Below are 19212 nucleotides of genomic sequence, written 5' to 3' on the forward strand. Positions count from 1 at the left end.
GAAGACCATGAAACATATCATGTTGGTTGAAGATGAGGTTGAACTGGCACAGTTGGTTCGTGATTATTTAGAAGCTGCTGGTTTTGAAGTCAGTATGTTCCATGATGGTCAAGATGCTTTTACCCAGTTCCAGCAACGTAAACCAAGCTTGATGATTCTGGATTTGATGGTGCCGCGTATGGACGGTTTAACCATCTGCCGTAAAGTACGTGAGCAGTCTGATCTGCCGATCATTATGGTGACGGCACGTACTGAAGAAATTGACCGTGTTTTAGGTTTGAATATGGGTGCAGATGACTATATCTGTAAACCTTTTAGTCCAAAAGAACTGGTTGCCCGTGTTCAGGCAGTTTTGCGCCGTTTAGAGCGTAAAGCGGAACCAGAACAAAACGATTTATTCCGTATTGATAAAGCTCAGCAACGGATTTGGTATCAACAAAAAGCATTGACCTTGACGCCAACCGAATTCCGTTTATTGGAGCTGTTTTTAGAACATCTTGGACAGGTCTATTCACGTGCACAGTTGCTTGATCATATCAATCCAGACAGCTTTGATGTGGCAGACCGTGTGATTGATAGCCATATTAAAAACCTGCGTCGTAAGATTTCAGAGGCGGCTGATACGGGTAATCGTCATGAATGGATTCAAGCGGTATATGGCGTGGGTTATCGTTTTGAATATCCAGATGAGTAATCAGCTTTAATTGATCTGTGGTGGCTCATATCCAAGAAAATGTGGAACAGTTTCTACAAAGAAACTCATCTCTTTTCCTTCGTATAGAGAAGCTAACATGAGATGAGTTTTGATGATGATAAAGAAGGGTAGAGCACTGCAAAAACTTTTATCCTGTGGCTACCCCTTGCGCCGCTACAACGCGGCTCATATCCAAGAAAATATGGAACAGTTTCTATAGATAAACTCGTCTCTTTTCCTTCGTATAGAGAGGCTGATATGAGATGAGTTTTGATGACGATAAAGGGTGGAGCGCTGCAAAAAGTTTTATCCTGTGGCTCCTCCTTGCGCCGCTTCAACGCGGCTCATATCCAAGAAAATGTGGAATAGTTTCTATAGATGAATTTATCTCTTTTCCTTCGTATAGAGAAGCTGACATGAGATGAGTTTTGATGATAATAAAGGGTAGAGCACAGCAAAAACTTTTATCCTGTGGCTACCCCTTGCGCCGCTACAACGCGGCTCATATCCAAGAAAATGTGGAACAGTTTCTATAGATAAACTCGTCTCTTTTCCTTCGTATAGAGAGGCTGATAGGAGATGAGTTTTGATGAGGATAAAGGGTAGAGCACTGCAAAAACTTTTATCCTGTGGATAACCACAGCGTTATCCACAGAAAATGTGGATAGTTTCTTATAGGTTTTGTAGAAATTATCTTCTTTTCCCGTTTTAAGTGAACCATCACTGGATTCTGCTATAAATAAGATTACATTACTTTACAATCACTTGTGATGAGCTGGATTGCTGGAATGAGATTATTTCTGGATTAGAAACTTATCCTCTGAATAAGCCTTGCTCGGTTTGATCACCGCCTTTATCCGCAAACTCGCCTGAGCGCTATCCCTATTATGGGTGAATGATAATGGGCGTATGATCAGTAACCAGTTGCCATATTTCATCTATATCCGAGTTGGTCACTGCAATACAGCCTAAGGTCCAGTCTTTGCGTGGCATATAGCGCGCACTTGCAGGAAATGAGGTGGCACGTGTCGGAACCGTACCATGAATCATGACATCGCCACCCGCAGAACGATTGTGCTGTTGGGCATAGCTTGTATCAGTTTTATTGGGGTAGGAGATGTGCAAAGATTTATAATAAGCGCTTTGTGGATTGCGCCAATCAATAGAATAAGTTCCTTCAGGCGTTTTGCCATCACCTTCAAACTGTTTATGTCCGATCGGATCAAAGCCCAAACGCATCGGATAGCTGCGAATGACTTCCTGTTGATGTTTTAATTGCAAAATACGCTGACTCTTAAAGACTTCAATTGAGGTCACGGGTTTACTTTGTTTGAGCTGCTGTATGTCTTCGGTTGAAAGCGGCGTATGCGTTGCTGCAAATGTTGGGATGAACTTGCCATACTGATAAAAAGCCAGGGCCAATAAAATGATTAAAACAACACATCCAGCAATCAATCCAGTTTTCATTATTTTCTTCTTTTAAAATAAGTAACTCACTTGAGCCACAATAGCGACTCAAGTGAATCATAACGACTCAAAATTAAGATGAACAGCTTACCATGACCTCTGGTACATCACTTGGTAAAGGTGCCGTATCTGCTTCAGTTTCCAGATCAGGCTGTTTTTGATAGGGCTGATTCAATAGCTTAAATAAACGATCAACTTCACTAAAATCACCACGTTCAGCCTGTTCAATGGCTTTCTGCGCCATATGATTGCGCAGGACATATTGTGGGTTGACCTGTTGCATCTGCTGGTCTAATTCATCGGTATCCTGATGTTGACGGATATTCTGGTAATGCGTCAGGAAATCATCGAATTGCTGGACATGAATACAGTCATCTCTTAAAGCTTTGTAATCTTGTTGTTGTAGGCGAATAAAGCTTTGAGTGTAATCCAGTTGCTCGGTTTGCAAAATTCTCAAGAAGGCAAAGCTGCAATCCAGACTGTCTTTATGAAAATGCGGTAATCCCATTTTTTGACATAAGCCCTGACCATAATACTGCAAAAATGTTGGTTCAAATTTTTCTAGGCAAGTTGCCAGATCCAGTTTGAACTGTTCTTTGTCTTCGGTCGATGCTAATGGAATCAGATTGTTCAGCCATGTCCAAAGATTCCAATGTCCAATACTTGGCTGGTTCTGATAAGTATAACGACCCTGATAATCGGAATGGTTGTTAATCCAGTTTGGACGGAAACGTTCCATAAAACCGTAAGGGCCAAAGTCCAGTGTTGAACCTGTAATATTAAGATTATCTGTATTCATCACTCCATGCGCAAAACCCACCAGTTGCCATTTGGCAATCATGATGGCTGTACGCTCAATCACGGCTTCAGCAAACGCTAGAATTGGATTTTCAGCTTCAAGACATTCTGGATAATGCCATTCGATGCATTTTTGTGTAAATTCAGCCAAGAGTTCAGGAGAGTATTGATTGATCCATTCAAAATGTCCCAAACGAATATGACATTCAGACGTGCGCAATAACATTGCACCCAGCTCTAGGGTTTCCCGTTGTACGCCCTGAGTTGAGCTGGTAAAACCGACTGCGTGACTTGATGCAACGCCCAAAGCATTTAACGCATGTCCAGCGAGATATTCACGAATTACCGAACGCAGCACAGCACGACCATCGCCCATACGTGAGTAGGGAGTAGAGCCTGCACCTTTCAGATGTAGATCAATTGTTTCGCCGTGTTTATTCAGGATTTGTCCGATGAGCAAACCTCGACCATCACCGAGTTGTCCTGCCCATTGTCCAAACTGATGCCCTGCATAGACCATGGCAAGTGGTGGAAATTCAGCAAAGGTTTTTTGTCCACTACAGATTTCAACCCAGTTGGCTTTATCTTCTTCACTCCACTGCAACTCATCTGCTAAGGCTTCATTGAAATGGCCTGCTTTGGCGCCACGCAACGGACTCGGCTGTTGCTGATGATAAAGCTTCGGATTTAAAGAATCATAGCGAGAATTGAATTGCATAACTGAAACATCATGGTGAGCTGAATCATGACTATAGCAAATTAACGGATGTAATGGGGAAGGGTAAAACGCAGAGATGAAACCGCAGACATAAAAAATGGCCTCGATTTGAGACCATTTTTTTATGGGTATTCTGTTATTCAGAAACAGGCGCTTTTTTGATGTTACGCATTAAGGTTTCTAAACATTCACGGTGATGACTTAAACGGTGTTCAAGTAACTGGAAATCAACTTTCAGCTTGTGATCCATTTGATGGATTTTTTCAGCCATTGCTGCTTTCTTGGCATGAAGCTCTTGTTCTTTCAGCTTCGCCCAATCATTTAAGGTATGGGTAAATGCTTCGTATTCTTGTGCAATACGTTGTTTCATTTGCACGATGTCGGTATTGACATCATGACCATAAATCGCAAGATCGCGTTCAGCATATTTAAACTTCATCGCAAGCTCGGCTTTTTTGATATTAAAGCTTGGAATACGACGTAAATTTTTAGCTAAACCAAGTTTTGAACTGGTCCAGATTAACCATTTGGTTGGATCATATTGCCACCATTTCACACCATTACGGTAATCGTACTGGAAGATGTGATGATAGTTATGATAACCCTCACCCCAAGTGAAAATAGCTAAGACAAAGTTGTCACGTGCCGTATTTTCATCAGTATAAGGACGTTTGCCCCACATGTGGCAAAGCGAGTTAATAAAGAAGGTGACGTGATGGCTGATGATTAAACGTAATAAACCACCCAGTAAAATCACGCCCCAGATATCGCCAGTCGCCCAACCGATTAAGCCTAATACACCGACATGAACTGCGATGACCATTGGCACATAATATTTATGCTGGAACATCACTAATTTGTCATTGAGCAAATCAGGTGCATTTTTAAAGTCAGGTTCAGATGGCGAATGATCGCGAATCATCCAGCCTAAGTGTGCGTACCAGAAACCACGTTTAATTGAATACGGATCTTGATCCACATCATCGACATGGCGGTGATGGGTACGGTGACCTGAAGCCCAGAACAAAATACTGTTTTGGACAGCAAAGGTACCACCAATCATCAATAAAATTTTAAGTGGTAAAGCCGCTTCATAAGCACGATGTGCCCAAAGACGGTGATAACCTGCTGTAATTCCTAGGCTACTAAGTGCCAAAAGGAAGATCATGCTCACCCAAGCACTTACACTAAAATCATAATAATAAGCGTATAAAGGGATTAAAATAGCGGCAAGAATTGGTGTGCCAATTAAGGTAATGCTAGCAGTCCAGTTAATGGGTGCCTTTTTTTTGAGTGGGGCGGAAGTCATATCCGTCAGCGCTCCTAAAAACCTTGTTTGTACAAGATAATAAAACTAAACGAGATAGCAAAACCAATCATGACGATATATTGCTATTTTATCACTGATATTAGCATGTCCAAATCGATTAGCACTAGTATTATTGTACAGTTGTATCGAAAGAACAGTAACAGAATTCATTTGTAAATTTGATCAATGAATTAAAAGGTGAAATAAATCAATGTCTGAGCAAAATACCATGAAAAATCCTATTTTTTCTTTGAAGGCATTTTTTAACAAAACTTTAATATTCTCTGCTGCTGTCATGCTTGCAGCCTGTCAAAGCCAACCCCAGCCGGCAAAAAAGAATACCTTGCAGCCGAAACGGGTGACACAGCCGCCTGCCATGCAAGTACGTAAAAGTACTGATGGTGTGCAAGATGTGGATTGGCAAATTACCACCATTCAAGGCAAGCGAGCTTTGTTCTTTAACCAGTATCCGGGTTTTCAGCTCAACTCCATTTCAAAGATGGTGTCAGGGCATACGGGCTGCAACAATATTTATGGTCGTTATAAATATGATTTCACCCAGCGTAAACTGGATTTTGATGTGATGGCACAGCATCAAAGCTGTAACCGCGCTTTAGCGCAAGAGGCGGATTTGATGGATGCGATTCAACGAGTTGAGCGCTTCCAGCTAGATGGCGCAAACCTATATTTGTTAGATGCAAAAGGGCAGCGTTTGATTCAGGCCCAGCGTAAGAAATAAAATAAAAGGCGGAATTTATTCCGCCTTTTGTTATTTTAAATGTTGCAACATGGTTGTTGGAACATCAGTAATTAAACCTTGAATACCCAGCTGCTGCAGGTGCTTGGCACGTTCAACCTCATTCACCGTCCAGACACTGATTGCAAGATTTGCCTGTTGAGTCCGTTGAATAATTTCATCGGTTGCTAGAGCATCTCCCCAACCAATTTGACAACAGTCATATTGCTGGGCAAGTTCAATCGCATATTCCCCAATTGGAATTTCAACCAGTAGTCCACGCTTAAAATGACTGTGATGACGCTGTAACGCAGCTAAAATTTTGACATCAAAACTGGTAATGGTTGCGCTTTGCTCAAAATCTTTTAAATCTTGATGAAGTTGATAGACCAAGCGTTCAGCCGCTGCATCGTCTGTAACTGCTTTGATTTCAACTTCAATATGCTCAAAGTCCGTTAAGCACTCAAGGACATGGGGAAGACTAGGCGTATATTCTTCAAAGGCCCATGCCTGCCATTGATGACGATGATCGAATTGCTGCGCTTCGAATAAATTACAGCTTTCAACCTGTTGTGAGCGGCCCGCCGTGCGAACAAAGTCATCATCATGGATCACGACCAATTGATCATCTTTCAATTGGCGTACATCAAACTCGACTGCACGTACGCCTAAATCATGCAGATAACGAAAACCGCCTAACGTATTTTCAGGGGCTTCACCACGCGCACCACGATGACCAATAATTCGCATTTGTCTCTGCCTTTATTGAAAAGTTATGCTTGATCGATACTGTCGTTGATATTCTTTTGCCATAGCACTTCGCTACCACCTTCTGCGCGCTGTAAAGCACGTGAGGCAACGAATAACCAGTCCGATAAGCGATTGAGTAATTGTAATGCGGTTGCCTGAATATTTTGGTCACGATTGTGTACAGACAATAAAGCACGTTCGGCACGACGGCACACTGCACGGGCCTGATGTGCATAACTACAAGCTAGAGTGCCTGATGGCAAAATGAAGTCTTTTAACATTGGCAGTGATTCATTCATGTGATCGATTTCTTTTTCCAGAAATTCAATGCACACAGGCTGCAGTAAATGATAGTTTGGAATACACACTTCACCCCCTAAATCGAACAACCAATGTTGAATCAGGCTTAAGCTCTTGTCCCAATGCGCTTTATTTTCAACTGTGCTAGCACTGATTTGTGCGCGCAGTACACCAATGGTTGCATTGAGTTCATCGACATCCCCCAAAGCTGCGATGCGTAAATCATCTTTGGCAACACGTGAACCATCTCCCAGACCTGTGGTGCCTGAGTCGCCTGTACGTGTATAGATTTTACTTAAACGATGTCCCATAGTTCTGTTTCTCTGATCCTGAAAATAAAAAGGGGATAATGTCGGTCAGAACATTACCCCGAAACTGGAGTTAAGAAAATGTTTTTATTATTTTAGCGCACGATTAATAACGGAATGTGACACCCGCAGAGGCTTGACGTCCACCATTTACATACCAACCATTGCCAAAGTTATCAGCGGTTCTATATTCTACATCACCCATATTTTCAATGTTGCTAAACACTTTAATATTAGGATTGATATTCCAGTACATGTTTAAATCAACGGTGGCATAACCAGGGGCTTTAACTTTATTGGCAGTATCTGCATAAATGTCTGAACGTGCGATAACAGAAGCACTTATGCCATAGATTTGATTTTCAAGTCCAGCAGTTAAAGTGAGAGTCTGTTTAGGCTTATATGCAATTCTCAAGTCAGTCTTTTTGTTTTTTGAATCAACATAGGCGTATTCTGTGTTTAGGAATAAGTCATCTTTTTTCCATTTAAGACCTAGCTCACCACCATTGATTTCAGCTTTATCTATGTTGATATACGTTGAGTTCGGGCTTGAGTATTTATAGCTGATTAAATTTTCTATTTCAGTATGGTAAGCAGATAAAAAGGCATTTAGGTTTTGCCCAATTCTTTGATCTACACCTACTTCATAGGAAATACTTTCTTCTGGTTTTAGATCAGGATTACCATAGGTATTTCCGTATGGACCTTCGGAAAAGTAGTAGAGTTCTGTTAGGGATGGTGCTTTAAAAGCTGATCCAATATTGGCATAAATACTTGTTTCAGGTAATACTTGATAACGAACAGCGCCCTGACCAACGGTATGTGTACCAAATTGTTCATTATCCTCAGTACGAATACCAAGCTGAGTATTTAGCTTATCTGTTTTATACTGATGTTGAACATAATAACCTGTAGAGTCGATACTTTGCTTTTTATTTTTTACATCATTACTTTTAAAATCTGATTTTAGATAAGTTACACCTGCGAGTAGATTATTCTTAGAGTCTACATTCCAGTTTAAGTTCAGATCACCTTCTTTGTTTTCTGTATCAAAGTGGTCTGGATCATTATCTTTTACTTGTTGGTTATCAATAAAGTTTGAATAACGTGCAGATAAGGTAAGGTTCTCAGTAACACCATATTGAATGCTTGAATTAATTAGGCGATTCTCAAATATACGTTCTGCATTATTTTTGCTGGTCATGTAATTGTAGAATTGACTTAGCCCCTCATTTTGACTGATTGACAGGTCAGTTTTAATGTTCTTTTTATTATCGTAACCTACTTTCGCACTGTAACCTTTCTGATCGTAAGCAGCTTTTTGATCTTTACTTTGATTATCTAGTACTCGTGTTCCATCACTTTCTAGGCGCTGTCCTCTAATTTGTGCATAAAAACCATCTTGAATGAGATCAGCCCCAGCAATAGCTTTATAGGTATTGTTTTCCCCATAGATACCTGTAATAAAACCGCTATTTTTTGTTGGAGTTGAGGTTATCATTTGAACCACTCCACCAATTGCATCTGTTCCATATTGTACAGAAGCTGGACCTTTAAGAATTTCTATCTGTTCAAGATCGGATGAATCAAGAAATGATGGATAAATTGCAGCAAGGTGGTTTTGGCTGTTTAGACGGGCTCCGTCTTTTAAGATAAGAGTGTGATTTGGTCGAGTTCCACGAATTGAAATTTCCGTGATCTGACCTATTCCTCCACTTTGTTTGACAAAAACAGAAGGATCACGCTGAATTAAATCTGATAAGTTGAGTGCAGGATTTTGTTCAATTGACTTTTGATTAATTACTGTAAGACGTGCAGGAACATTCTTTAATTTTTCTTCACTACGAGATGCCGTCACAACGATTGTATCGAGCGTTGCAGTTTTATCTGTTGATTGATCTTGAGCAAAAGCTGGTGAAGTAAACCCCATCGCAATAGCGATAGCCCCAACTAAACGAGTTGGTTGAAAAGCAGTAGACATGTGCACTCCAGACATTCACCCGTCGTGAATGATAATGTGGAAATAAACAACAAGCAGGTCTCCGGACTTCACTATAATCATCAAACAAATGATATTACTCATCATCTTCCCACATCATACCGATGCAGTGATTTGGCGTTGAGCTGAGATGAGTGATTCGGTGTTACCGTTGCGAGGGCAGTGCTGGAATTTCACCAACTTCCCTATAAGCAAAAGAATTTGCTTTAGACTTGTTGCAAGATTACGCAAAGTATAAAGTGTTAACGTTTTTTAAACAATTGCATTTCAGAATGAACTTTGCACAAAGTCAGTCAAATTGCATTACAATGCGAGAGCTTCAAAAATATTCAGATTAAATTGGACAGCTCATGCGCCAAAGCCAAATGCGAACTCGCGCCAAGATTTGTGGAATTACCCGAATACAAGACATTCACGCCGTTGTACAATCTGGTGCAGATGCGATCGGCTTTGTATTTTTTCCGCCAAGCCCACGAAATGTCAGCATTGAACAAGCGCAAGCATTGGCAAAGCAAGTGCCACCTTATGTACAGCTGGTGGGCTTATTTGTAAATGCGACTGCTGAAGACATTCAAACGGTGCTTGATTCAGTTCCTTTGGATGTATTACAACTACATGGCGATGAAACGCCAGAACAATGTCAATCAATTGCAACGCAATGCAAACGTCGTTGGTATAAAGCCATTCAGGTCAAACCTGATCTGGATGTTGTCGCTGAAATCCAGCGCTATCAAGCAGCAGGCGCCAGTGCAGTTTTATTAGATGCATGGCATCCTGAGCTAAAAGGTGGGACAGGGCACAGTTTTGACTGGACGCAATTTCCCCAACTTGAAATTCCACTCATCTTGGCTGGGGGATTAACCCCTAAAAATGTCAGTGAAGCTATTGATACCACAGCAGCTTTTGCTGTGGATGTCAGCGGAGGCGTCGAGTCCGCAAAAGGTATAAAAGACCAACAACTCATTGAAAAATTTATGCAAGGAGTCCAACGTGGATCAGCAAAACTCTAATCAAGAAAATCAGGTTATTGATTACACCCAGTTTCCAGATGCGCAAGGGCATTTCGGTATTCATGGTGGACGTTTTGTATCAGAAACGCTGATGGCTGCACTTGAAGACCTCGAAAGTCTTTATGGTCGTATGAAGAATGATGCACAGTTTTTAGCGGAGTTTGATCGTGATCTTGCGTTCTATGTTGGTCGTCCTAGTCCGCTTTATCATGCTGAGCGATGGTCTCAGCACCTCGGCGGTGCGCAAATTTACCTGAAACGTGAAGACTTGAACCATACTGGTTCACACAAGGTCAATAACACGATTGGTCAGGCGTTATTGGCAAAGCTATCAGGTAAAAAGCGCATTATCGCCGAAACAGGGGCTGGTCAACACGGTGTGGCGACGGCAACCATTGCAGCACGTTTGGGTATGGAATGTGTGGTGTACATGGGCGCTGAAGACGTGAAACGTCAAGCGATGAATGTCTACCGTATGCGTTTGTTGGGCGCAACGGTCGTGCCAGTACAAAGCGGTTCTAAAACTTTAAAAGATGCCATGAACGAGGCAATGCGTGACTGGGTTACCAATGTCGACAGTACTTATTATGTGATTGGGACTGTGGCTGGCCCACATCCATATCCGCAACTTGTTCGTGATTTCCAGTCGATTATTGGTCGTGAAGCACGTCGTCAAATCCAGGAACAAGCAGGGCGTTTGCCAGATGCTTTGGTCGCTTGTGTAGGCGGTGGTTCAAATGCGATGGGCTTGTTCTATCCATTCCTGAATGATCAAGATGTGAAAATGTACGGTGTTGAAGCCGCAGGTTATGGTATTGAAACGGGTAAACACTCAGCACCATTGAATGCTGGTCATGTGGGGGTGTTACATGGTAACCGTACGTATTTGATGTCGGATGAGCAAGGTCAGATCATCGAAACTCACAGTATTTCAGCTGGTTTGGACTACCCAGGTGTAGGCCCAGAGCATAGTTTCCTGAAAGACATGAACCGTGTGGAATATGTGCCAATCAATGATGATGAAGCACTACAAGGTTTCCGTGATCTCACCAAGATTGAAGGCATTATCCCTGCACTTGAAAGTTCGCATGCGATGGCTTACGTCACTAAACTTGCACCGACTATGTCGAAAGATCAAATCATTATTGCGACAGTTTCAGGCCGTGGCGATAAAGACTTGATGACCGTTGCGCGTATTGATGGCGTTGAAATGGTCGAGATGTAAGCTGCCGCTATGCCAAGTCTGTTTATGGTGATGTTGGGTGGCCGTCATGCGAAAGCCAATACGGAAGTGCATGATGTAGTCATGGCAATTGGTCACAGCTTGTCTGAGCTTACGCCGCAACTGAAACAGGCTTGGTTTGGTGAGTTAAAAGGTTTACATATTGATGCTTGGGCACAGATTTCTGGTGTGCAGTCGCAAGGTGTGAATTATCAGATTCACTTCTCCGATGCTGCGCCATCAGTGGCTGATGCAAAGCTGTATCTGATTAATTTGGGCGGCTATACGCCAAATGCATTTGGTGAGTTGCATAGCTATCATCTTGTCGTTGCGCCTGATGCAGTTGCGGCAAAACAGTTGGGTAAACAGTTCATCGAGCAACACTGGCATAAGCCACATACAGATCGTGTGGTGGATGTCGATGATTGCATTCCGATAGATCATATCGCAGGACGTTATATCCATTTAGTTCAAGGTGAGTTTGACCCTATGATTTGGGAAAATACTTATCTCACCTTAGCGTAATAATCGTTTTAGAAAAGAAAGAGGGAAGCATTTGCTTCCCTCTTTTTATTTATGATGGGATTAAGGTGTGACTTTGATTCGATCTGTTTTTGGTGCTGTCAGTGGAGAATGCAGAGATACATATTTTTCTAGTGCATCAATATCTTGTCCACCACCGACAGGATTTTTCCCTTCTTTTAACACGGTAAAGTTATCACCGCCATCGGCAAGGAAGCTGTTTACGGTCACGCGGTAAACTTTGCTATCATCCAGCGCTTGTCCTGCCACCAAAATATTGCTGGCACGTGGTGAAGCCGAATTGTCTTTCTTATATGAATAACTGAACTCTTTAGATGGCTGTAAAATACGTACCGTAGCTGCATTGGCACCCGACCATTGTTGCTCTAACACATCACGAATCTGTTTGCCGGTGAGGCTTAGCGTCACAATCGAATTGCCAAATGGCTGAACGGTAAATACATCACCAAAGGTAATCTGATTATTGGTGTTGACCTGTAAATCGGCACGTACACCGCCTGGATTCATCAGGGTGAAATCAGAACCTTGATTGCTCGCAGTTAATGCCATGGCTTGTTGCGCATCGGCAATTAAATTACCCAAAGCACTTTCACCGCTTTCAGTGGCATTACGATTAATCACGCCATCTGCCGTACCAACGACAAGGGCTGAAATAGTGGTTACAGCCTGACGATATTTATCCAGAATGGCTTCAATACTTGGGGTTTTATTAAATTTTTGGTATAGATCCGTCAAGTTTACTGTGGTTGTGCCAGAAGTATAGGCTTCACTCTGAACAGGGACTTGAGCCGCATCTTTTTTGATGACATCGCCCGTTTTACCATCCAGTTCGAGCTGGATATTGGTAATAATCGTGCCGTATTGTCCAGCAGAAGTGAGTAAAAATGGTTTTTGTGGATTTTTGGTCGAGTAATCACAAATATAAGACTGATGGGTATGACCAGAAACCACCACATCAACCGCAGGGTCCAAACGGTCTAAAATACCTAGCAATGGGCCGCTTAAACCCTCACAGGTTTTTTTATTAAATTTGGTGCTTGGCGCGACGCCCTCATGTACCACCACCACAATCGCTTCAATGCCTTGTTTCTTTAATTCAGGAATCAAGGCATTCACAGTATCGGCTTCATCATTAAAGTTAACATCTTTAATGCCCGCAGCCGACACAATGCTTGGTGTTGCTTTTAGGGTCATCCCAATAAAGGCAACAGGAATGCCGCCGTAAGTTTTGACTTTATAAGCAGGGAATAAGGTTTTGTTTGGATCAGCCTTCATCGAGACATTGGCAGCCAAGAAATTGAATTTTGCCCCCTCAAACTTTGGATTGATCTGACAAGGTTTGGCGCTGGTATATTGTTGACAGCCACCATTTTGCAAACGACGTAGTTCATCGGTTCCACGGTCAAATTCATGATTACCAACCGCATTGAAATCAATTTGAATATCATTCATTGTTTCAATGGTCGGTTCATCTAGGAACAGTGATGAGGTTAAAGGGGAGGCACTAATCAGGTCACCTGCTGAAACCACAGCATTGTTTGGATACTGAGCGCGTAATTTTTTAATGGCATCAGCAAAATAACTCACGCCACCAACGGGAATACGAACCGTTTTACTACTATCATTCGGATCATCTGCTTCGATAAAGCGTTTTGGTGGTTCAAGATTACCGTGAAAATCATTGAAGGCGAGAATGTTGATGGTCTGATTTTTTCGTTCTACCTGTGGAGATTCATGATCATCATTGTCGTTACAAGCAGTCAAGGCAAGTAGCATAAGGCAGCATACTTGAGCTTTTAATAATTGTTGCGTCATCATTGTTTTTGATCGGGTGGTATAAGATTGTTTTCAAAAATAAAACTTCTGTATGAATGTTTGATGAAATTATGAGCTAGAATCATTCGGAAGAAACTTGGATTTAGTGGTAAAAATGCAAAGGATTCATCATTTTTACAGACAAAACGATGAGGAAATTTGTCCGCTTAAGCTTTATTATTGAGGCAGATGCAAACCCGTAATCATGGAATGAAATAATGGATTTGATACAAACCAATGGTCAGCCACGTTATGGACGTTTTGATCAGGTACCATCGAGAATCAATCTGGATGACTATATTTATAAAACGCCGTATGGACAGGTCTTAACAGGCTGGCGCAAGCAACTTAAATATAAAAAATTTAAATTCTGCGGATTGCAGCATGAGCACTACAGCATTGGAGTGGCGATTGTCGATCTATCTTGGGCAGGGCATGGTTTCTTTTATGTCTATGATCATCAAACTCAAAAAGTGATTGAATGGAATGCAATCCAGCCACTGGCATTGAAAACCCATCTCGATGAACAGCCGTTATTTAGTCAAAGCCATTTTAAAAAATCAGCCTATCAATTCGATATGCAGCATGCCAATGGTGTGCGTTATATTCAGGTCACCAAACATGGTGAGATTCAATTAAAAGCACGGATTTTTTGTGCAGGTACGGATGCCTTAAGTTTATGTAGCCCAACAGGAATCAATGGTTGGACCTATACGCAAAAGCAGACCACGCTGGCAGTTGAGGGTTTTTTTATTAGTCCAGCTCAGCAACAGATTGAATTTAATGCACAGAGTTTAGCTGCTTTAGATGATACCTGCGGTTTTCTGCGACCTGAAACGGCTTGGTTCTGGTTGTCTTGCCAGTTCAGGGATGCGCAAGATCGCCGTATTGGTATCAATCTGGCATCAGGTGTGAATGAAAGTTTTGGTAATGAAAATGCTTTGTGGGTGAATGGACGTTTGTATCCGCTGACGGATGTTTTATTTGAGCAAAAAGATGAAAAAACCTGGTCAATTCGTTCTTTGGGTGGATGTTTAAACTTGGTGGTGGAAACAGGCTGGTGCCGTTTTGAAAATATTAATCTGCGTTTGATCGGCAGTCAGTTCAATCAATGGCAAGCCAAAGTCAGTGGCACCATTGCACATGAGCAGGTCGAGTTGGTGTCACTAGATAATGAATATGGTTTGTTAGAACAGCATTATGCGAAGTGGTGATGAAAAATATGAGTCTGTTTCTTGTATTAAATATGCCATAGTGAAATTAGGTTGTAGGTATAAATATTAACCATGTGGAGTATTGGTTTACAAGACCTCATAATACAATGTTAGAACGGGGTAATATTCAGTTATGTATTTTTATTATTCATAAGTTGAAATGTATAAAAATAATATTGAGATTTTTATTCCATAGAAAGACCTGAAGGGTGGTAATTTTTAAATGATTAACTCAGCAGAGGAATTTATTTTACTTCGAAATAGTGAAACACGTGACGAATATATACGAGCAGCCTATGAAGATGCTTCTGACCTTGTTTGGATAGATGTCATTTCTAGATTTCCAGAAATGAGAGAGTGGGTTGCGTATAATAAAACTGTGCCATTAAATATATTAGAAATTCTAGCAAGAGATGAAAATGAATCTGTCCGAGCGGCAGTTGCTATAAAGAGAAAGCTTAGCCCAGAGTTGTTTGATTTATTATATCGAGATAGTAGTGAGGAAGTTCGTCATAGAATAGCATGTAATAAAAAAACGCCAATTTATATTCTGAAAATGCTTACCAATGATCCAATAATGTTTGTTCGTGAAGCTGCTTTAAAACGTGTTGAAAATTAATAAATTACTTTGCTCCACCACCTTATGGTAGAGCATTGAAGTTTTTATTTAAAGTGGACTAAAGCCCTGCCTGCCAAAAAGCTTCACCCGCAGCAATCGGATCATTGGTCTTGGCTAAAGTATCAATCCAGACATCGTATTGGCGAATAACAGGATGTTGATTTGGATGGAAGTCCTTTTTAAACCAGTCGCTATATTGCGCTCTTTTTGCAGTCAAAATTCCGTTACGACCAAAGAACCATGGTAAACCTTTACGTGCCATATCAAAACGTTGTCTGAAGTTAAAACCATCGGTTTTGAGCATCACATCGGTACGATATAGAGTAAAACCAAACATCATCACGGTGGTAAAGACCAAGGCAAAGCGACGGGTTGCTTCAGGCACTTCACCCACTTCTCGCATCACATCAAAAGCCACATCACGATGTTCCATTTCTTCAATCGCATGCCATGCAAACAGTGCACGGACAAAAGGATCTGCTTCGGCCAACGTATCTTTTTTACTATAAAACGTATCTGCCATGAGTGCCGTTAAATGCTCAGCTGCGGCGGTCATGGCAATGTTGTATTGAGGAGAGCGATTCTTTAGTTCAAAGCGAAAGATTTTCTTTAAGCGAGTGGTGAACTGCTCTACAGGCATCCCTTGATCTTTCATGATCTGGTTCATTTTGTCATGTGCAATGCCATGTTGTGCTTCCTGACGAATAAAGTCAGCCACACGTTCCTGCAAGTCTGGATCATCAATTTTGTCACGGAATAAACGGACACATTCAATAAAATAACGCTCACCATCGGGGAAGGTCAGGCTGAGGGCATCAAACATACGGGTACGGAATGGATCGCCACCGAACCAGAAGCGGGGTGCTTGTTCTAAATGGAAGTCCAGTTTGGTTCTGACCACAGGATCAACTTGATAGGAAACATGTGCATTCATTTTGACGATTCCTTATTTTTCTTCATGTCGCCAGTATGGAAAAACTCCGATGAAATGTTTTGACAGTTACAGCCAATTTTTATACAAATAACGACAGCTCAGGATGAGATTGGCCCATGTCAGTTAAAATAATAATCGGATACTTGCGTTTGTTTAGTCGCGTGCTGCAACAGGAACAAGTTGATTTATCTAAAGTTGTTGCACCTGAACTGTGGAAAGACTTTCAAGCCTGTTTAGACAATCCAGATGAAAAAGACTTTGATGTCGAGCGTTATGCCTTGTTATTACAGGCTGCTCAACCACATTTCACTCGTCCGATTACCTTGGTTTTGGCAGAGCATGCCAATTTGCAGGACTTAGGTTTGATGGGCTATCTGGCATCAACCAGTATTGATCTACAACAAGCCTTGCAGCTATTACAACGTTATTATTCTCTGATCTTTAAGCAAACCAATTTAGAACAGCTCAATGTCCAGCAGTTTCCAGACTATATTCAAATTGTGTGGAGTGCTTCTTATCGTGATTATCGGGAAATGTATGAGTTGAATCTGGCCCTGATCTTCAAGATTGCCCAATCCATTGTCCAAGATGCCCTGATTCCGCCGCAGACCATCCAGTTTGGTTATGCGCCCCATACTGCACTTTATCATTTTGAAAAATTTTATGGCTGTCCGATTCAGATTCAGCAAGGGCAGTATGCGATCCGTTTTTCCAATCAAATTTTAAAAGCAAAAAGTATTGCCGCAGATCAACAGTTGAATCAGGTGTTATCTACTCAGGCTCAGCAATCCTTGAACAGTGTCAGTTCTTTTGAAATTCAGCAGCAACAATTTAGACAAAAAATACATAGCCTGATTGAACAGGGGTTATTGCAGCAGGAAGAGGTATTGCAGAGTTATGTTGCCAAGCGATTGCATTGTTCGGAACGTACTTTACAACGTCAGCTTAAAGCTTATGAACTGAATTTTCAGGATGTGCTGGATCAGTATCGTTTGGAGCAAAGTAAGTTGTATTTGCAACAAGGTAAGTCTTTTTCAGAGATTGCGGAGCGGCTGAATTATGCGGATCAGAGTGCGTTTGGACGGGCGTTTAAGCGTTGGACAGGTGTTACGCCCAAGCAGTTTTTAAAATCTTTGTAGATTTAAAATGAATCTTTTCACTAGGCATAATTCTTATTTATATGGGGGAGGCTCAACGGAGTCATGTTGTATTCTCATCTAATTATTGGATAAACCTTCGGTTCGACCTACTTTTGTTTTGGCAAAAGTAGGCAAAACCATTGTCATTCACAAAACCTGTTCACTTCTTATATTTCTTTCATCATTTCGCAGAAACAGTATTTTGCTGAGACCACGCAGGTTGTGAACGACATTTTCGAGTCTCATATTTGTAGAGGATTTTAACGTGTTTTTAAACGCGGATAATTAAAGACAATGGCAAGTACTGCGCAAATCGCAAGAATCCAGCAATAGTAGATATTGCCAATCAATTCAATAGGTGAGAGTTTGGCAATTGAACAGGCGAGTAGTAACTGCGCGCCGTAGGGAATAATCCCTTGAATGACACAAGAAAAAATATCCAGTAAAGCTGCACTACGTTTAGGATCTACGCCATATTCCTTTGCCACTTCACGTGCCATATCGCCAGAAAGAATGATCGCAACGGTATTATTGGCCACAAATAAATTTGAGAATACCACTAGAAAGCTTATGCCGAATTCACCTGCACGTTGTCGGCCAAACTTAAACAGGCGAGTAATGGCATAAATGCGTTGAATTAACCACTGCAATCCGCCTTCTTTTTGCATTAAAGCAGATAGCCCGCCCAGCAACATGGAAAGTAATGCCACCTCAAACATGCTGACAAAGCCATCATAGATTGAGCTATTGAGCTTCAAAATATCAAACTCAGGCTTTTCAATCAGACCAATTACACCCGATAAAATCACACCAATCATCAGCACGGCTAATACGTGTAAACGGGTAAAAGCGAGGAAGAATACTGCAAGATAAGGCAGAATTAGCCATAAATCATAAGGCTGTGATTGAATGGCTTCTGCATCGTGGCTCAGTGCTATATAAACAAATAGAGTGATAATGGCAGCAGGAAGGGCAATCCAGACATTGACCCGAAATTTATCTCTTAACTCAACATTTTGGCTACGGGTTGCAGCAATGGTTGTATCCGAGATCATCGATAAATTATCACCAAACATGGCACCGCCGACCACCGCACCAATCGCATAGATCGGTGCAATATCAGTAGCTTGCGCGAAACCAAAGGCAATCGGTGCACAAGCAGCAATGGTGCCCATTGAGGTTCCCATTGCAGTCGCAATAAACGCTGCAATGATAAATAGCATAGGCAACACATATTCAGCTGAAATCAGTGAGAGTCCGAGTTGTACGGTTGCATCGACACTGCCAATCGCACTGGATACACTGGCAAAAGCCCCTGCCAGCATAAACACCATAAACATTAAGATTAGATTCGGATGGCTGGCACCTTGCAGGAATTCGTCAATGGCTTTATTGAGTTTCTGTTTATAGAGCAGAAGGGCGAGAATCACCGCTGGAATTGCAGCCACAGGTGCTTTGACCTGATAGAAGGCAAATTCTGTTCCGATCATTGAATGATACAGACCACTCCCGAGAAAGATGATCAAAAATACCAATAGCGGCAGCAAAGCAAGGGCATTGCTTTGTACTTTTTCCGGAGAGTGGGCAGACATAAAAATAAAAAGGAAACTTAAAAATTGCGGGTAGTATAAAGGAGC

Annotated in this window: 17 protein-coding genes and 1 riboswitch; of the genes, 8 read left to right on the top strand and 9 right to left on the bottom strand. The window is 41.6% G+C overall.

What is annotated here, in order from left to right; translation table 11 throughout:
- The first annotated feature begins 7 nt into the window (after positions 1 to 7).
- Positions 8 to 694, top strand: coding sequence for a response regulator (locus tag A9Z07_RS01080; protein ID WP_004775485.1), 687 nt, complete (start codon positions 8 to 10; stop codon positions 692 to 694).
- An 885-nt stretch (positions 695 to 1579) separates the two neighbouring features.
- Here the strand turns inward: A9Z07_RS01080 and A9Z07_RS01085 are convergent.
- From A9Z07_RS01085 to A9Z07_RS01095, 3 genes are all read right to left on the bottom strand, one after another.
- The gene (locus A9Z07_RS01085; RefSeq protein WP_069576255.1) at positions 1580 to 2161 is read right to left on the bottom strand and encodes a L,D-transpeptidase family protein; all 582 of its coding nucleotides are present in this window, start codon (positions 2159 to 2161) and stop codon (positions 1580 to 1582) included.
- A 73-nt stretch (positions 2162 to 2234) separates the two neighbouring features.
- On the bottom strand, positions 2235 to 3677 hold the full coding sequence (locus tag A9Z07_RS01090) for a protein adenylyltransferase SelO (protein WP_069576257.1): 1443 nt from the start codon (positions 3675 to 3677) through the stop codon (positions 2235 to 2237).
- Positions 3678 to 3813: 136 nt separating this feature from the next.
- The gene (locus tag A9Z07_RS01095) at positions 3814 to 4986 is read right to left on the bottom strand and encodes an acyl-CoA desaturase (RefSeq protein ID WP_004775465.1); all 1173 of its coding nucleotides are present in this window, start codon (positions 4984 to 4986) and stop codon (positions 3814 to 3816) included.
- A gap of 211 nt (positions 4987 to 5197) precedes the next feature.
- Here A9Z07_RS01095 and A9Z07_RS01100 point away from each other — a divergent pair, with 211 nt between their 5' ends.
- Positions 5198 to 5725 (top strand): META domain-containing protein, encoded by a 528-nt coding sequence (locus tag A9Z07_RS01100; RefSeq protein ID WP_047429355.1) that lies wholly within the window; start codon positions 5198 to 5200, stop codon positions 5723 to 5725.
- Between the two features lie 30 nt (positions 5726 to 5755).
- On the opposite strand, the gene A9Z07_RS01105 is transcribed toward A9Z07_RS01100, so the two are convergent.
- The 3 genes from A9Z07_RS01105 to A9Z07_RS01115 form a co-directional block, all read right to left on the bottom strand.
- Complete coding sequence (locus A9Z07_RS01105) at positions 5756 to 6472, bottom strand: glycerophosphodiester phosphodiesterase (protein ID WP_069576259.1); 717 nt, start codon at positions 6470 to 6472, stop codon at positions 5756 to 5758.
- A 23-nt stretch (positions 6473 to 6495) separates the two neighbouring features.
- The gene (locus A9Z07_RS01110; protein WP_005208813.1) at positions 6496 to 7083 is read right to left on the bottom strand and encodes a cob(I)yrinic acid a,c-diamide adenosyltransferase; all 588 of its coding nucleotides are present in this window, start codon (positions 7081 to 7083) and stop codon (positions 6496 to 6498) included.
- 103 nt (positions 7084 to 7186) lie between these two features.
- Positions 7187 to 9061: a TonB-dependent receptor plug domain-containing protein gene (locus A9Z07_RS01115; RefSeq protein ID WP_069576261.1), complete on the bottom strand. Its 1875-nt coding sequence runs from the start codon at positions 9059 to 9061 to the stop codon at positions 7187 to 7189.
- A 34-nt stretch (positions 9062 to 9095) separates the two neighbouring features.
- A riboswitch (cobalamin riboswitch) is annotated at positions 9096 to 9310 on the bottom strand.
- A 119-nt stretch (positions 9311 to 9429) separates the two neighbouring features.
- Between A9Z07_RS01115 and A9Z07_RS01120 the strand changes: the two genes are divergently transcribed.
- The 3 genes from A9Z07_RS01120 to A9Z07_RS01130 are packed head-to-tail and all read left to right on the top strand — an operon-like array spanning position 9430 to position 11836.
- Complete coding sequence (locus A9Z07_RS01120; protein ID WP_069576263.1) at positions 9430 to 10089, top strand: phosphoribosylanthranilate isomerase; 660 nt, start codon at positions 9430 to 9432, stop codon at positions 10087 to 10089.
- On the top strand, positions 10070 to 11314 hold the full coding sequence (gene trpB, locus A9Z07_RS01125; RefSeq protein WP_004775454.1) for a tryptophan synthase subunit beta: 1245 nt from the start codon (positions 10070 to 10072) through the stop codon (positions 11312 to 11314). Before A9Z07_RS01120 ends, trpB begins: the two co-directional genes overlap by 20 nt.
- A 9-nt stretch (positions 11315 to 11323) precedes the next feature.
- On the top strand, positions 11324 to 11836 hold the full coding sequence (locus A9Z07_RS01130) for a DUF1543 domain-containing protein (protein ID WP_069576265.1): 513 nt from the start codon (positions 11324 to 11326) through the stop codon (positions 11834 to 11836).
- 60 nt (positions 11837 to 11896) lie between these two features.
- On the opposite strand, the gene A9Z07_RS01135 is transcribed toward A9Z07_RS01130, so the two are convergent.
- On the bottom strand, positions 11897 to 13672 hold the full coding sequence (locus A9Z07_RS01135; RefSeq protein WP_069576267.1) for a bifunctional metallophosphatase/5'-nucleotidase: 1776 nt from the start codon (positions 13670 to 13672) through the stop codon (positions 11897 to 11899).
- A gap of 215 nt (positions 13673 to 13887) precedes the next feature.
- On the opposite strand from A9Z07_RS01135, the gene A9Z07_RS01140 reads away from it, so the two are divergent.
- Both A9Z07_RS01140 and A9Z07_RS01145 read left to right on the top strand, forming a co-directional pair.
- Positions 13888 to 14883 (top strand): DUF2804 domain-containing protein, encoded by a 996-nt coding sequence (locus A9Z07_RS01140; RefSeq protein WP_069576269.1) that lies wholly within the window; start codon positions 13888 to 13890, stop codon positions 14881 to 14883.
- A gap of 223 nt (positions 14884 to 15106) precedes the next feature.
- The gene (locus A9Z07_RS01145; protein ID WP_069576271.1) at positions 15107 to 15502 is read left to right on the top strand and encodes a hypothetical protein; all 396 of its coding nucleotides are present in this window, start codon (positions 15107 to 15109) and stop codon (positions 15500 to 15502) included.
- A 58-nt stretch (positions 15503 to 15560) separates the two neighbouring features.
- Here A9Z07_RS01145 and A9Z07_RS01150 read toward each other — a convergent pair whose 3' ends face one another.
- Positions 15561 to 16436 (bottom strand): metal-dependent hydrolase, encoded by an 876-nt coding sequence (locus A9Z07_RS01150; RefSeq protein WP_069576272.1) that lies wholly within the window; start codon positions 16434 to 16436, stop codon positions 15561 to 15563.
- A 116-nt stretch (positions 16437 to 16552) separates the two neighbouring features.
- On the opposite strand from A9Z07_RS01150, the gene A9Z07_RS01155 reads away from it, so the two are divergent.
- Positions 16553 to 17575, top strand: a complete 1023-nt coding sequence (locus A9Z07_RS01155; RefSeq protein ID WP_069576274.1) for an AraC family transcriptional regulator — start codon at positions 16553 to 16555, stop codon at positions 17573 to 17575.
- Positions 17576 to 17835: 260 nt separating this feature from the next.
- On the opposite strand, the gene A9Z07_RS01160 is transcribed toward A9Z07_RS01155, so the two are convergent.
- On the bottom strand, positions 17836 to 19167 hold the full coding sequence (locus A9Z07_RS01160) for a Na+/H+ antiporter NhaC family protein (protein ID WP_069576276.1): 1332 nt from the start codon (positions 19165 to 19167) through the stop codon (positions 17836 to 17838).
- Positions 19168 to 19212: the final 45 nt, after the last annotated feature.

The sequence above is a fragment of the Acinetobacter sp. YK3 genome, assembly GCF_001729365.1.
Taxonomy (GTDB): domain Bacteria; phylum Pseudomonadota; class Gammaproteobacteria; order Pseudomonadales; family Moraxellaceae; genus Acinetobacter; species Acinetobacter vivianii.

What these genes read in the sequence shown, in the direction of transcription:
- A9Z07_RS01085 (WP_069576255.1), bottom strand. Translation starts at nt 2,161, where the DNA reads ATGAAAACTGGATTGATTGCTGGATGTGTTGTTTTAATCATTTTATTG.
- A9Z07_RS01135 (WP_069576267.1), bottom strand. Translation starts at nt 13,672, where the DNA reads ATGATGACGCAACAATTATTAAAAGCTCAAGTATGCTGCCTTATGCTA.
- A9Z07_RS01110 (WP_005208813.1), bottom strand. Translation starts at nt 7,083, where the DNA reads ATGGGACATCGTTTAAGTAAAATCTATACACGTACAGGCGACTCAGGC.
- A9Z07_RS01100 (WP_047429355.1), top strand. Translation starts at nt 5,198, where the DNA reads ATGTCTGAGCAAAATACCATGAAAAATCCTATTTTTTCTTTGAAGGCA.
- A9Z07_RS01145 (WP_069576271.1), top strand. Translation starts at nt 15,107, where the DNA reads ATGATTAACTCAGCAGAGGAATTTATTTTACTTCGAAATAGTGAAACA.
- A9Z07_RS01155 (WP_069576274.1), top strand. Translation starts at nt 16,553, where the DNA reads ATGTCAGTTAAAATAATAATCGGATACTTGCGTTTGTTTAGTCGCGTG.
- A9Z07_RS01080 (WP_004775485.1), top strand. Translation starts at nt 8, where the DNA reads ATGAAACATATCATGTTGGTTGAAGATGAGGTTGAACTGGCACAGTTG.
- A9Z07_RS01160 (WP_069576276.1), bottom strand. Translation starts at nt 19,167, where the DNA reads ATGTCTGCCCACTCTCCGGAAAAAGTACAAAGCAATGCCCTTGCTTTG.
- A9Z07_RS01090 (WP_069576257.1), bottom strand. Translation starts at nt 3,677, where the DNA reads ATGCAATTCAATTCTCGCTATGATTCTTTAAATCCGAAGCTTTATCAT.
- A9Z07_RS01150 (WP_069576272.1), bottom strand. Translation starts at nt 16,436, where the DNA reads ATGAATGCACATGTTTCCTATCAAGTTGATCCTGTGGTCAGAACCAAA.
- A9Z07_RS01120 (WP_069576263.1), top strand. Translation starts at nt 9,430, where the DNA reads ATGCGCCAAAGCCAAATGCGAACTCGCGCCAAGATTTGTGGAATTACC.
- A9Z07_RS01105 (WP_069576259.1), bottom strand. Translation starts at nt 6,472, where the DNA reads ATGCGAATTATTGGTCATCGTGGTGCGCGTGGTGAAGCCCCTGAAAAT.
- A9Z07_RS01130 (WP_069576265.1), top strand. Translation starts at nt 11,324, where the DNA reads ATGCCAAGTCTGTTTATGGTGATGTTGGGTGGCCGTCATGCGAAAGCC.
- A9Z07_RS01095 (WP_004775465.1), bottom strand. Translation starts at nt 4,986, where the DNA reads ATGACTTCCGCCCCACTCAAAAAAAAGGCACCCATTAACTGGACTGCT.
- A9Z07_RS01115 (WP_069576261.1), bottom strand. Translation starts at nt 9,061, where the DNA reads ATGTCTACTGCTTTTCAACCAACTCGTTTAGTTGGGGCTATCGCTATT.
- A9Z07_RS01140 (WP_069576269.1), top strand. Translation starts at nt 13,888, where the DNA reads ATGGATTTGATACAAACCAATGGTCAGCCACGTTATGGACGTTTTGAT.